Annotated in this window: 10 protein-coding genes; 5 read left to right on the top strand and 5 right to left on the bottom strand. The window is 44.7% G+C overall.

Going from position 1 to position 13,964, the window contains the following annotated elements:
• Positions 1–534: 534 nt before the first annotated feature.
• The 5 genes from BLU80_RS01730 to BLU80_RS01710 all read left to right on the top strand — a co-directional run bounded on the left by BLU80_RS01730 (position 535) and on the right by BLU80_RS01710 (position 5,069).
• Complete coding sequence (locus tag BLU80_RS01730; protein WP_091392497.1) at positions 535–1,854, top strand: OmpA family protein; 1,320 nt, start codon at positions 535–537, stop codon at positions 1,852–1,854.
• Between the two features lie 199 nt (positions 1,855–2,053).
• A complete protein-coding gene (locus BLU80_RS01725) occupies positions 2,054–2,890 on the top strand; it encodes a LiaF transmembrane domain-containing protein (protein ID WP_091392496.1) in 837 nt (278 codons plus the stop codon).
• Between the two features lie 9 nt (positions 2,891–2,899).
• A complete protein-coding gene (locus tag BLU80_RS01720; protein WP_091392494.1) occupies positions 2,900–3,976 on the top strand; it encodes a sensor histidine kinase in 1,077 nt (358 codons plus the stop codon).
• 10 nt (positions 3,977–3,986) lie between these two features.
• Positions 3,987–4,715, top strand: coding sequence for a LytR/AlgR family response regulator transcription factor (locus tag BLU80_RS01715; RefSeq protein WP_091392492.1), 729 nt, complete (start codon positions 3,987–3,989; stop codon positions 4,713–4,715).
• A gap of 24 nt (positions 4,716–4,739) precedes the next feature.
• Entirely contained in the window at positions 4,740–5,069 is a 330-nt protein-coding gene (locus BLU80_RS01710; RefSeq protein ID WP_170831104.1) for a helix-turn-helix domain-containing protein, read from the top strand.
• Between the two features lie 91 nt (positions 5,070–5,160).
• Here BLU80_RS01710 and gnd read toward each other — a convergent pair whose 3' ends face one another.
• The 5 genes from gnd to BLU80_RS01685 all read right to left on the bottom strand — a co-directional run bounded on the left by gnd (position 5,161) and on the right by BLU80_RS01685 (position 13,697).
• The gene (gnd, locus tag BLU80_RS01705; protein WP_091392488.1) at positions 5,161–6,615 is read right to left on the bottom strand and encodes a decarboxylating NADP(+)-dependent phosphogluconate dehydrogenase; all 1,455 of its coding nucleotides are present in this window, start codon (positions 6,613–6,615) and stop codon (positions 5,161–5,163) included.
• A 240-nt stretch (positions 6,616–6,855) separates the two neighbouring features.
• A complete protein-coding gene (locus BLU80_RS01700) occupies positions 6,856–9,591 on the bottom strand; it encodes a glycoside hydrolase family 2 protein (RefSeq protein WP_091392486.1) in 2,736 nt (911 codons plus the stop codon).
• 58 nt (positions 9,592–9,649) lie between these two features.
• The gene (locus BLU80_RS01695; RefSeq protein WP_091392784.1) at positions 9,650–11,149 is read right to left on the bottom strand and encodes a rhamnogalacturonidase; all 1,500 of its coding nucleotides are present in this window, start codon (positions 11,147–11,149) and stop codon (positions 9,650–9,652) included.
• A 100-nt stretch (positions 11,150–11,249) separates the two neighbouring features.
• The gene (locus BLU80_RS01690) at positions 11,250–12,935 is read right to left on the bottom strand and encodes an alpha-L-fucosidase (RefSeq protein ID WP_170831103.1); all 1,686 of its coding nucleotides are present in this window, start codon (positions 12,933–12,935) and stop codon (positions 11,250–11,252) included.
• A 36-nt stretch (positions 12,936–12,971) separates the two neighbouring features.
• Entirely contained in the window at positions 12,972–13,697 is a 726-nt protein-coding gene (locus BLU80_RS01685) for an SGNH/GDSL hydrolase family protein (RefSeq protein WP_091392482.1), read from the bottom strand.
• Positions 13,698–13,964: the final 267 nt, after the last annotated feature.

The raw sequence follows: 13,964 nt of genomic DNA, 5'->3' as shown, positions 1-13,964 counted from the left end.
TCAGACCCAAATAAACGGACAGCCGAAGCGGTAGGCTTTTCTGCCAAAATGGGGTATTTTTTCTCTGCATTTTCTCAGCTTATTTTTGAAGTTTCGGCAGAGGATTTTTATTAATTTAAAAACAATGATTTATATATTGTTTTATTATTCAATATAAGGTATTTTGTCATGGAGAAATTTAAGCGTATTTTATACCATTAATTTTATTTAAGCCCTAAAAGTCACACGCCTCCTTGCCGATGGCCTCATAAAAGACAAGCGCGTCATCATTCAAACTTATTGCAATGACTGATCACTAGAAACCGCAAAGGATGATCTGGTCAAAAGCGGTGTTAATCGGGAACTTAGTAAAACAGCTGACGCTTGCCTTTAGGCAAAAAAGGCTGCCTTACCCATGGTTATTACACCTACTTATTGCAGCGAAAACAAAATATTTTTGGCGTAGTATTTGTTTATATCAATTTTGTTGTAATTTGTAACTTATTCTGATAGGGGGACAAACAACATAATCAATCACATCTAAACTAATACATTATGAATAGCAATATTCTGAATTATGCCAAGGAGTTATTGAGTGGAAATTTTGCCGATCAGGTTGCCGGTAAACTCGGTGAAAATGCAGACGGAGTAAAAAGTGCCATTTCTGCTATCATTCCCACGATTTTTGGAGGTATCGCCCAAAAAGTAGCGAATGAGCCATCTTTCTTATCCACCGTTATTAGTGAAGCAAAAAACATATTCACCAATCATTCCTTATCCGACCTCTCCGGCTTTATCTCAGGTGACAGCAAAACACCGGAAGCCACCCAGGCCGGATCTTTTATTTATGACCTTTTTGGTGGTAAACTGCATGGTATCTTAGAGAAGATTGCCAGCTTTGCCGGCATTAAACTCGAAAACGTCCGTAAATTATTTGATACAGCACAACTGGCTGCCCTGGGAAGTATTGGTAAACACCTGACAGATGAAGGTGGCAATGAATCCTCTGTTGCTGCTTTCCTTTCTGATAACAAAGGGGCATTTTTAAGTGCCATTCCCGCCTCCTTAGGTTTTGGAAATCTGCTCTCCGGTGTGCATGAAGTTAAACAGGCAGCCCCTCACACGGCAGCGACCCATTCAGATGCGCATTATCATAATGTACAACCTCAGGATAAAGCGAAAGGAGACAATCGTTTCTTTGTTCCACTGATTCTGACGATCATCATTTTAGGCCTGATTATCTGGCTGTTCAGAGGTTGCTGGGGCAATGAAAAAGAGCATGATAGTGTAATGGGCAGCCATGAAGATACAACAGCTGTCGTATCCACTGAAAACAATACAGCCAGCGCATCTGCAGCCGGTACACTGGATACCGTAACTGGTAATTATATCTATAACACCGGTGATTTAACCACCATTTCTTTGCCTAACGGGACAAAAATCGAAGGAGTTGGGGTAAATAGTACAGAAAATAAACTGTTCCAGTTCTTAAATGACGCAAATGCCACTGTTGACACGGTAGATAAGACTAAAGGATGGATCTCTTTTGACCGACTTTACTTTAAAACTTCCAGCAGTGATCTGACGGATGAATCTAAAAAACAATTAGAGAATATCTCCTTGATATTGAAAGCCTTCCCTAATGCAACTGTCAAATTAGGCGGTTATACAGATAACTCTGGCAACCCGGACAGCAATCTGAAGCTGAGCACGAGCCGCGCAAGTGCAGCTCAGGCTGCCTTAATTGCTGACGGCATTGAAGCTGGCAGACTGGCCGCAGAAGGATATGGAGAACAACATCCGATTGCGACCAATGAAACCGCTGAGGGTAAAGCACAAAACAGAAGAATAGATGTCAGAGTCACTAAAAAATAGGAACTGCTATCTAAATAGTCTGGATTTTATAAAAAAGGGGCAATTCTGCTCCTTTTTTATTGTAAATCACGGGTAAAGACAAGGCTTCCCTCCATTTACCGCCAATTGTTGTTGTTTACCGAAGCTAAAGGGCCATTGAGCGAAAAATGCTTTCTCATCCTGGTAAAGGCCGTTATTTTTGTTGTATAAATTCTTAGAAATGGAAAACGAAGAAAATAAATCCTGGACACAGCCGCAGGCGGATCCCAAATTGCAGGAGAAAAGGGACCAGTACGAGGCAATGTTTCGTTCCAGGGTAAGTCATAATAAAGCCCTGGTCGGCGTCTTTATTGTCATTATCGGCGTTGCCTTATTGCTAAAACAAATTCCGAGCATTGGCCATATCCTGCCTGACTGGTTATATAGCTGGCCCATGATTATGATTGTTGTGGGCGCCTTCATCTTTTTAAAGAATGGCTTCGGCGGCCTTCCTTTTATTCTTTTTGGCCTTTTCTTTTTATTAAAAGAGGAGGATATTATCAACGAACAGGTCCGAAATTATGCCATCCCGGTTTTAGTAATCCTGATCGGACTGATCTTTATCTTAAAAAGGAATCATTACCCGGCCTTTCAGCGCAACCATTTTAGAAGAAAGTTCAGACATCGTGGTTATATGGAAAACGAGTGCCGCATGGGACACTGGCACAGCAATGATAATAGTGAAGAAGATTTTATTGATATTAATTCCATCTTTGGCAATGCAGAAAAATCCATGTTCACCAAGACCTTCAGAGGCGGCAATATCAATTGTGCCTTCGGGGGCGCTAAAATCAACCTGACCAATGCAGATATAGAACAAAAGGCGGTTTTGAATATTTCAGTAGCCTTTGGCGGAACAGAGGTAACCGTTCCGGCCAACTGGCAGGTACAAAACGAGCTTACAGCCATATTAGGCGGAATAGAAGATAAAAGGAGAATGACCGCTATGGATGAGACGAAAAAAACTTTAGTCTTAAGAGGAGGGATTTTTTGCGGAGGCGTAGAAATTAAAAACTAAACGGAAACGATGCCCATTCACGTCAATAAGCTAAATATTAAGTTAAGCACACTGGTTCTTTTGGTTTGTTTGGCACTCGGGCAGTTTATCTGGTTGTATTGCGCCTATCATATTGATCCGCTGGTAGCTACGGCAGACAGCCTGGGTTCTTACTTTTTAATGTATGGGTTAATCTTATTTATCAGATACAGTCCCGTTTTTTATATACCCAAATATATCAAATATGGCATCATAGAAGTACCGAGCCTGATTCTTGCATTTCTCTGGGTCTTTTTCTCCAAGCATATCCTGCTGGAACTCTTTGGGAGCAATACGGCCTATGTGGATGCCTGGGATAAAACCTTTATCGGGCGGGCAGTTATCGGATGGCTGTTATTAAGTACCGGGATCATCTGTCATTTAATCCTCTCGGAGCTAAAAAAAGCAGAGGAGGCGGTTAAAATTCAACAACAGGCGGAAGACCTCAGAAAGGAAGCCGAATTATTTAAATTAAGACAACAATTACAGCCGCATTTTCTTTTCAATAGCTTAAACTCTATTAATGCGCTGATCAACAAACAACCCAAGGATGCCAGGGCCATGGTACAGCAACTCTCTGATTATCTTCGCAACACCTTAAGAAAGGAAGACGATCATAGTGTGCTTTTAAAAGAAGAGCTTCAGGACTTACAGCTCTATCTGGCCATTGAAAAAGTAAGATTTGGTCACCGGTTGAACGTAAATGTGGACATCCAGATTAGTAATGAACAGACAAAAGTGCCGCCGTTTCTTATTCAGCCGCTGGTAGAAAATGCGATTAAATATGGATTATATGGTACGACCGGTGAGGTAAACATTAATCTTATCGTCAAAAGCCATAATGGTAACCTGATTTTTAAAATAAGTAACCCCTATGATAAAGACGGGGTCAGCGTAAAAGGAACCGGTTTTGGATTGGAATCCATTAAAAGGCGCCTTTACCTCTTATACGCGCGCAATGATTTATTAAAAATAGAAAGACTCACATTGAGACATGATGAAAGGTCCGAAGAAATTCAGCTCTTCGTGGCCATACTGATAATACCCATGGATTACATTAAGGATTAAATTTTTATTTATGCGTACGATTATTATTGATGACGAACCACTAGCCAGAAGTTTACTGATGGAAATTCTGGAAGATCACAAGGATATAGAAATCATAGCTGAGTGCAATGACGGATATGAAGGCATTAAGGCCATCCAGGAATTGCAGCCGGACCTGATCTTCCTGGATATTCAAATGCCCAAAATCACCGGCTTTGAAATGCTGGAGCTGCTGGACTATACGCCTAAAATAATATTTACCACTGCATACGATGAATATGCATTAAAAGCATTTGAAGTAAATGCGCTGGATTATCTATTAAAACCTATTCATGCAGAAAGACTGGCCTCCGCTCTCAGCAAGGTGCGCAGTTACGGTCAGGGTAATAACGGCATTTCCAAGGATCAGATCATCACTCAGTTGCCTGAACAGATGCAACGTATCGTCGTTAAAGTCAACGGTGAAGTAAAGATTCTTCCCATAAAGGATGTGTATTATTTAGAAGCGGCTGATGATTATGTAAAAGTACATTCTACTGATAAATATTATCTGAAGCATCAGACAATGAGTCATTTTGAGAAGCATTTACCGGAGCACCAGTTTATCAGAATCCACCGTTCTTATATTGTCAATATCCAGCATATCCATAAGGTGGACCTGTATGAAAAGGACCAGTATTGTGTCATCCTTAGAAATGATGTTCGGCTCCAGGTGAGCAGGACGGGATACGCTAAACTAAAAGCTGAATTAAAATTTTAAAATCACCTCATCAAATATATGCTCATGGAACTCGCAAAAAGACTGGCTAACCTAAGAAAAGCAAAGGGACTGACCCAGCAGGCGCTCGCCGAAATGACAGGGGCACATCCAAACCTTATCGGCAAATACGAGCTCGGACTGGCGCTTCCTTCCGTAGAAATGGTGCAGAAATTAGCTGACGGGTTGAATGTATCTATTGACTACCTGGTTGGCAATATTGAAGAAAACCTGGACAATTCTTTAATGGATAAATTAAAGACCTTGCTAAAATTACCGGAGGATGTGAAAAAGTCCGTTTTGTTTTCTCTTGATGTACTTATCGGCAAGGCCAAATCACAAAAAGGCCTGGCCTGAGTACAAATAGAACTCCAGCAAATAGTATAAATAGAAAATCGAGACCAAAAGGTCCCGATTTTTCTATTTATAGCTCTGCCAAACGCGACTACTAAACGTCATAGGTGGTAGAAGAAGTTTCTCCACCACGGCCCGTCCAGTTGGTATGGAAGAACTGCCCGCGCGGCTTGCCCAGTAACTCATAAGTATGAGCCCCGAAATAATCCCGTTGCGCCTGTAACAAGTTGGCCGGAAGTCTCTGGCAACGATAACCGTCAAAATAATTCAGCCCTGCACTAATACAAGGTATAGGGATACCGTTTGTGGCTGCGGTGGCGACAACTCTACGCCAGCCGTCTTGAGCGGACTGGATCTTGTCTTTAAAGAAATCATCTAAAATCAGATTTTGCAGCGAAGGATTTTTATCGAAGGCTTCCTTAATCTTGCCCAGGAAGACCGAGCGGATAATACAACCTTCACGCCACATCAGTGCAATACTGCCGAAGTTGAGCTCCCATCCAAACTCTTTTGCAGCAGCAGCCATCATTTGATACCCCTGCGCATAAGAGATCACTTTTGCGGCATATAAAGCATCACGCAGGTCATTGATAAACGCTTTTTTATCTCCATTGAAGGATGGTGTCGGGCCGCTAAGTACTTTGGAAGCGGCTACTCGCTCCTCTTTTAAGGCAGACAGACAACGCGCAAATACGGACTCTGCAATCAGCGTAAGCGGCACGCCAAGGTCTAAGGCCACCGTTCCGGTCCACTTACCGGTGCCTTTCTGACCAGCTGTATCCAGAATCTTGTCGACCAGCGGCTGTCCGTCGGTATCTTTAAAGGCCAGGATGTCTCTGGTAATCTCAATCAGATAACTACCTAATTCTCCTTCATTCCACTCTTTGAATACCTCATGCATCTCATCAGCTGTCATACCCAAAACATCTTTCATGATCTGGTAGGTCTCATTGATCAGCTGCATATCGCCATATTCGATACCGTTATGCACCATTTTGACAAAGTGCCCGGCACCGCCATTTCCGACCCAGTCACAGCATGGAGATCCGTCGGCAACCTTTGCCGCAATCGCCTGAAAAATTTCCTTAACAGCCGGCCATGCAGCTGGAGAGCCTCCCGGCATGATGGACGGCCCTAACAAAGCGCCTTCCTCTCCGCCTGATACTCCGGTGCCAATATAATACAAACCTTTACTTTCTACATATTTTGTTCTGCGCTCTGTGTCAGGGAAGTGAGAATTACCACCATCAATGATGATATCTCCCTTATCCAGATGTGGGATCAGCAGCTCAATAAAGTCATCAACCGGTTTGCCTGCTTTTACCATTAACATCACTTTGCGGGGACTTTTTAAGGATTGAATCAAGTCCTCAATAGATGTTGCGCCATAGATATTTTTACCTTTTGCGCGGCCATTTACAAAACGTTCCACTTTATCTACTGTACGGTTATAGGCCGTCACATGAAACCCTTTGCTTTCCATGTTCAGGATGAGGTTCTCCCCCATCACGGCGATGCCAATTACGCCAATGTCTGATTTTCCTTGCATACTTGTATTATTTTGTTTTCAAAATTATTTTATTTCTTATTAAAACCAAAGCTATGATCTTAAGCTGACAACTTCCATGTTACAGGACGAAATAGCATGCTATGCTATGATGTCTTTTACGAATGTATCCTGACAGTAACCCATAACCTAACCTATAGCATCCTTCCTGTCTGCCTTGTTTGCCTAAACACCACCGCTTAACCTGTTTGGTTAGAGGGTGCCTTGTCCTTCATAACTTTCTTAGTCATTGCCCATAAAGTCTTTCTGATCCTGGCTGACCTTTTCAAGCGCAGCCTTTCTCTGCTCGTCAGATAATGATGTGCCTGACTGCCCCGCAGCCCCCTGTCCACCGGACTTAAGCTGCGTCTTGAGCCGCATCACATCGCTGGCTTTATAGATCGAAGACAGCTGGGCCTGAACCGACTGCAGCTCTAAAGTATCGCTTGCCGGCACCTGTGAACCCGGATATTCCATCCGGGCAATGATTTTTATCTTCCCCTGTCTTAAGGTCGTCCGGACCAGCGCAGGCGCCGTACCCCAGATTAGCCGGTGAGGATTAATGCCTGGCGTAGTAGCGCCGATGAGTATCCCTTCCCCTTGAACCTCAAAGTGCACCAATGGTTCACTTAGTCTTTTAACGGTTCCTCTACCGTCCTGCATCTGCGCAAAGACAGGGATAATAAAGCTGCCATCTGCCGTTGGTTTCAGGCTGCTGAGATCTGCCCTCAGTTTTAATCTAGAAGCACGTTTAGCAGGATGCCGCAGAGTGCGGATAACCTCTTGGCCTCCGGCGTAACCAACGGCGACCAGGGCGTCCCAGTTTTCCGGCGTCTTACGGCCCTTTTTAACCCGATCCAGGTCTCTGACATCACTAAAATGATAGATATCTTTAAAAATTAAAGGCGGATGCGGCATATGAGCCGTCTTGTCCGCAGACAGTGTCAGACTGTCCTTACCATAGGCGATCAGCTTTACAGAATCGCAGTTGGTATAGATAGTCACATCTTCAGGGGAGAAAGGCGACATGATATTAGCAATGTATAAGGTATAAGGGTTTTTTGCCGCGCTATAATAAGTGGCGCTTGGGTCCTGCGATTCCTTTTGAACATAATCTGAATGAGGATCCTCTTCGCTTTTAAATAGCCAGTAGGCATACTTTGGCTGTCGGAACATATCTACTATGCCTCCATAGAAGGGGTCCGGATGATACCCTCGCTGGGTGTCAAAGAAATGCCAGAGACAGCCGCCAATCAGCTGTTTAGGCGTCTGGTAGAATTTCTCCCACGACTCATTGGTATATGCAGCGTTTGAATAATGAGTTGCCTGAATCAACTGTGGGTCTTCGCCCCAGGCCCTGCTGGCCCTGCTAGGTGAGTTATGCGCCGTCCAGTTGTCTACATAGTCGCCCCACTCCCTGGTAAACAGGCACTTGTCTGTCTTCTGCTCAGCGCCAGCAAAAGGATGGGCATATAATAGGTCAAACTCTTGCCAGTCTGCGCTACCCAAATCGCAGGTAGCGATACAGTCTGGATTCGGATCCTCGCCGTGGGTAACCCTATAGGCCCTTTTAGCATAGCTGGCCGGATAATGTGTCTCGTTTGGGACGGGTTCCCAGCCAAAGATACAGGCGTGATTTCTGTTTTGACGAATCAGTTGACGGATATCGCTTAACATCTGATTCACAAAGACACTGTCGTTATTCCAATACTGCCATCCAGGAGTTGGAACGATAGTAAAAATCCCCAACTCATCACAGGCATCCATAAAGGCGTTGGCCTGCGGATAATGTGAAAGGCGCAGGACGCGGATGCCTGCCTCCCGGATCCTGACCGCGTCGTTATAAAAAAGATTATCCGGCACCGCATTACCGATATATGCATAGTCCTGATGGTGATTGGCCCCTATCAGCTTACCACTGAAAGGTTCGCCGTTGATATATACACCGTCTCTACCTTTAAGCACGACTGACTTGATACCTATGCGCTGGTAATAGCCGTCCAGAATTTGATCTTTATTTTTAATCACTGTATACAGGTCATAGAGATAGGGATGATCCGGATGCCAGAGCAACGGACGCTGGATGGTTAACTGCTTTTCAATGGTACCCGTAGCATGTATGGCCACCTTTAAATTTTGTTCAGATCTTGCCACCACCCTACCGTCTTTGTCTTTCAGGTAGGTCTCGATAGTCAACTTTTGGCTTTTCGCAGTCTCATTAATCAGGTTAACCGACAGGTTAAGGGTAGCTGATTGTTTTGAGACCTTTTCAAAGGCGATTTTAATACCTCTATCGGACAGCGGCGTTATCACGTTAGCATCTGTAATATGTACGGGCGAGGTCGCCAGCAGCCAGGCATTTCTATAGATCCCTCCGAAGTAGCAAAAATCAAGTGCGTACTGCGGCTTGCCGGGGGGATAAGACCCGTCGTCGCTGTTGTCCGCCATAACCGAGATAAGGTTTTCCCGGCCGTCGGTATAGACGGTGGCTCCATTATTACTCAGATTAATCACGATAGGCAGATACCCGCCTTTATGGGTGGCCACCTGGTGGCCGTTTAGAAAAATCCGGCATTTACCCATAATCGCCTCAAAAGTGATCGACAGTTTTTTGTCTCGGATACTGTTCGGGATGACAAAATGCTTCCGGTACCAGACGACACCTTGGTAGTTAACCCCACCGCTGGCCTCTTCCGGTAATATATCTATGCCATGTGGCAGCTGTACCTCTTGCCAGCGACTATCGTCATAACCTGTCCTGTCAGCGCCAGCTATATCTCCTTTATGATAGAGCCAGCCGTTATTAAAGCTGAAAATCTCTCTTGCATTATTGTCCGGCAACTTAAAAAAGCCGTCTGTCGAAAACCTGGGGCCCGCAGGACAGTAATTGTCAGAGGGAATTGAGCGCTGAGCCGGCTGTGCAAAACAACTGACAACTACCAGCAGCAGCATGGGTAATAAAAATTGCTGAATACGCATCTGTATCTATTCTGGTTATTTTTTGATTTTCTTGCTTTCTGGGTCTTGATTCTGTCAGCTACTGCTGGTAGCCCTTTAGCATAGGTGTATTTGTCCAGACTATATCTTTCACATCTGTCATCCTGTAAGGGAGAATGCCGGTCACCTCTGGCGCCTTGAGATTATCAATTAAAACATCCTGTGCGTCCTGCATAATCATAACTGGCCGTAGATCGGCAGTGCCCGTCTTAAAAGTAATGTCCCGTAAATCCAGTCCTTTTACGTGACGCACGAAAAGTCCATAGGCCGGACATGGTCCGATCTGCATAGGTTCAGGATATCCCTTAGCCAGCTCCGGATAGTCTTTACGTCCTAGTTCTGCCGTACCGCCACCCTGATAGTTGACCTGAATATTGCTGAGCCGGATATTTTCTAAGGGTTTTTCAGGTAGTCCTGTAATCTGGATCCCGGAATAAGGATCCGCATCATCTACCGTAATATTACTGATCTGTATATTACCCCCATAGGAGGTGTCGTTAATCGATTCTGGGCCCCGGTTTCTTTTTCCGGTCGTAATGTAGATCGGATAATAATGGGTATGAGACATTGAGATATTGGTAATGACAATATTATCCATTTTTCCCTGATCTACTTCTTCCAGTGCGATACCATTGGAATAGAGGCAGGTGCAGTTGCTGATGGTAATGTTATTATAGCCGCCGTTGGATTCGGTCCCCAGCTTGATCCGCCCGCAGACCCAGTTAACTTTATGGGGGCTATAAGAACCGTCTATCAAAGAGCCTTCATCAAAGCCCGTGACAGTGCAGTTGGTAATAAGCACATTTTCTGTAGCAACGGATTTGTTTAAAGCAAAGGAACTTTTAAGTACGATTGCGTCATCGTTAGGCGTATTGACTTTACAATTGCTGACTGTGACGTGCTTTGAGCAGTCTATATCAATCCCGTCCCTATTGGTATCGACTAACAGGTTATCCAGGGTAACCAGATCGCAGCCGGTCACGATGATCCCAAAATGGCCCCCATGGTAAATCGTTATGTCCCGAATCAGGACGTTTCTGCAGTTTTTAAGAGCGATGGCTTTGTCACCTGTTCCGATGGAACCGCCAGACACGACGCCTGCCCGTTCATTATCCTTTCTGGTGAGTCCGCCGCCATCAATCATGCCCCTGCCGGTAATAGACACATTTTTCAGGTTCTCACCCCATATAAGACTGTTATGAAAGAAAGTATGACCGCCGTCCTGATATTGTTTTCCTGAAAAAGATTCCGGAGCATCATAGGCTTTCATGGAGGCAGGAGCACCTACAATGGTTGCGCCTGCCTCCAGGTTAAGCGTGATATTGCTAAGTAGGTGGATGCTGCCCGAGAGATATTTGCCGGCCGGGATATTGACCGTGCCTCCGCCATGGGCAGCACAGTCAGCAATGGCTTTGTTAATGGCGGTATGATCCAGCTGTTCACCATCCCCCTTAGCACCATAGTTTTTTACATTATAGGCCTGTGCCGACACCCAAAAAACGGCTATCGTCATCACAAAAGTCAACATCACTCGCTTCATCTGATAGAAATTTTTATATTCCTGATAATCTATTCCAATATATAAATAGCACTGTGCTGTTGAGGGCAGCCAACCTTTTTCGACCATTTTAATTACCCTCTTAGTCTGAGATGGGATTCCCGGAACCGGTCCAGGAAGAACCGTTCATGGTAAGTCCGGAAATTTTTAATACATTACCATATGTAGACGGTGCTTCTACCGGCAGATTTACCAGAAGACCTTTTTCGGACCAATTAAATCCCAGCCTTTCTTTTTTGCCCAGAAGGGAAACGGTGCCAACCGCTCCCTGTAAACGGCCTGTCTTAGCAAGAGCAGGCAGCAGGATCTTACCCTTCGGCCACTCGCCCAAAATGATAGCGTATAGGCTATTACCCCTGACCGTATAGCGGATTACAGGCGTTTTACCATCTTCTCCGAATTTTATCCAGTTATGGGTGTTGTAAATGGCTTCTCCGTTTACGGATAGCCATTGGCCGACTTCCAGTAATGTCTTTTTCTGATCTTCGGGAATCCGGCCGTCAGCTGTAGGAGAGATGTTTAACAGCAGGGTGCCATTCTTACTTACTACGTCGGCAAGAGTTGCGATAATCTTGCCGGCACCCGCTACCGTCATATCTTTTGTATAGCCCCAGGTAGAACCGATCTTACTGTCTACCTGCCATTCGCCGGTGCGTATTCCTGACGGGATTCGGCCTTCAAAATCCAATATAGAACCTGTTGTATGAATATTGGTTCCTTCAGGAGCAAAGGCTGCTTTTTTGGAGCTAATGGAGACTTGTTTGCCCCACTCTTTTGCCCGGTTATAATAATAAGCGGCGACTTGCAACTTTAACGGGTCCAGATATCGCTGATCAATGCCATTGTCAAACCATAGGATATCGGGACGATACTTATCAATCAACTCTACGTTGCGTTCATACCAATTTACCAGAAACTGTTTGCAGGCGCTGTCACTCCGATCGGCTACATGGTAAAAACCCTCCCATTTTGGATCGAATAAATCTGCTCTTTCTGCCTGCATCTTTTCCAGCATGGCCTGTGGTGGATTGATAAACTGAAAGTTTTCAATGCCGTGGTTGGACACCCCGAACTTCAGTCCGACCTTGCGTACGGCAGTGCAAAGCTCGCCAATCAGGTCTTGCTTTGGCCCCATCTGCTTGGCATTATAAGGAGTGACCTTGCTGTCCCACATGGCAAAATTATCATGGTGCTGGGCAGTGGGAATGACAAACCGGGCACCGGAGGCCTTAAAAAGCGCCGCCCACTCGTCTGCCCTGAAATTTTGCTGCGTGAATAAGGGAATAAAATCCTTATACCCGAATTTATCCTGGGGACCGTAATGAGCCTCATGCCATTTTATGGTGCCCGGGTCGCCATACATATGTTTTTCGTACCATTCACTCTGATGGGCCGGAACTGAATACAATCCCCAGTGCATAAACAGGCCAAACTTAGCGCCTTCAAACCAAGCCGGCACCTTATAATGTTCCTGAATAGAGGCCCAGGTAGGATTAAAAGGTCCATTAGCCTTGGCCAAATTAGCAGGGATCGCTTTAACAGCCGCTTGTACCACCTCTAGGGTCGTCTCGGGGGCCATATCAAAACCGGTGTCATTGCCCGCTTCTCCGATTTGTTTATTGACGACCTTAGTGACCGGCTTGTCATGTATAGGCTTTCCGGAAGGACCCGGTATATGTACCTGCGCCTGCAAGGCAGCCGGACTGGTTGCCAGACAGCCGCAGACCATTAGAATGCCGACGGATAGAGTTCTATATCTTTTTTTCATCAAATTGGTTTGCTTTATGGTTGTTTTGGGCATGGTTTACCGGTTACCTGCTAGGTGACCGGTCCGCTCTTTTTTAATGTAGGCACTGATCTGATCATTAATCTGGGCCATACCTTTTATGGAAGGATGCCCGCTTTGTTTGTCAATGCCGGTTAGCTTAATACAATCTATATTGTAATGCTTACAGATTTCTATTACAGACTTATTGATGCTATCTTTTAAGCCGTCATTAAGCAGAAAATAGATTTTGGTATCCGGATACTGCTTAACCATATGCGCCAGCATATAGGCCATAGCAGGACGGAAGGAATACAGCTGCGCTGTTTTCCAGTCACTATACTGGTAGTCACCGATAGGAGAATCTGCCCAACTATCGTTTGTAGCCCCGAATATAAAAATAATGTCCGGATGCCCCAGGTTGTACATCCTGGCGACAAAGGATTCCCGGCTATAGTCATCTTTATGGTAACCGGTATAACAAATGGTGGCCCCGGAAAAGGAGTTATTGGTCTCGAGTACATCCTGATGGCCTTTAATAAACAGATGCCACCAGGTCTGAGAGACTTTACGAACGTCGTTTTTCTGTCTGGGTATTTTATAATACCAGTTATAGTTAGAATCAGGGGTCAGATAACCTTCAAAGGTGGAATAAGAGTCGCCCAGTATGGAGACTTTTTTGGGTGTATGCGACTGTCCAAGACCGGTCAGACTATAGCACAGGGCACTCATTATCAGCAAATAGACAGTCCATAAATTTTTCATTTTCTTTCTTTTTATGATTGAATTAAAATTTATAATACGGTTGTAAACTTAAACCATTTACTTCCTTCTCCCTTCACGAACCGCTCGGATTATCAGTGAGCTGTTTAAATCCAGGAAACGTAACATTAGGTCAACCTGTAAGCCTGTGTGGCACCAGTCATTTCCATTAACAATATTAATACGTTTTTGCAGTGCAACTATCCTGTACCGTCCTGTATGGGAGGCCACAAGTCCAGTCAAATCTTTTAAAAAGAAGCAGTCCCCTAA

This window comes from Arachidicoccus rhizosphaerae, from assembly GCF_900107765.1.
Classification (GTDB): Bacteria; Bacteroidota; Bacteroidia; order Chitinophagales; family Chitinophagaceae; genus Arachidicoccus; species Arachidicoccus rhizosphaerae.
The sequence above is the reverse complement of the archived record's forward strand: the minus strand, read 5'-3'. Positions and strand labels throughout refer to the sequence as shown.

Excerpts from the sequence above, each read along its gene's own strand:
- BLU80_RS01730 (WP_091392497.1), top strand. The coding sequence starts at position 535 with ATGAATAGCAATATTCTGAATTATGCCAAGGAGTTATTGAGTGGAAAT.
- BLU80_RS01725 (WP_091392496.1), top strand. The coding sequence starts at position 2,054 with ATGGAAAACGAAGAAAATAAATCCTGGACACAGCCGCAGGCGGATCCC.
- BLU80_RS01720 (WP_091392494.1), top strand. The coding sequence starts at position 2,900 with ATGCCCATTCACGTCAATAAGCTAAATATTAAGTTAAGCACACTGGTT.
- BLU80_RS01715 (WP_091392492.1), top strand. The coding sequence starts at position 3,987 with ATGCGTACGATTATTATTGATGACGAACCACTAGCCAGAAGTTTACTG.
- BLU80_RS01710 (WP_170831104.1), top strand. The coding sequence starts at position 4,740 with ATGGAACTCGCAAAAAGACTGGCTAACCTAAGAAAAGCAAAGGGACTG.
- gnd (WP_091392488.1), bottom strand. The coding sequence starts at position 6,615 with ATGCAAGGAAAATCAGACATTGGCGTAATTGGCATCGCCGTGATGGGG.
- BLU80_RS01700 (WP_091392486.1), bottom strand. The coding sequence starts at position 9,591 with ATGCGTATTCAGCAATTTTTATTACCCATGCTGCTGCTGGTAGTTGTC.
- BLU80_RS01695 (WP_091392784.1), bottom strand. The coding sequence starts at position 11,149 with ATGAAGCGAGTGATGTTGACTTTTGTGATGACGATAGCCGTTTTTTGG.
- BLU80_RS01690 (WP_170831103.1), bottom strand. The coding sequence starts at position 12,935 with ATGAAAAAAAGATATAGAACTCTATCCGTCGGCATTCTAATGGTCTGC.
- BLU80_RS01685 (WP_091392482.1), bottom strand. The coding sequence starts at position 13,697 with ATGAAAAATTTATGGACTGTCTATTTGCTGATAATGAGTGCCCTGTGC.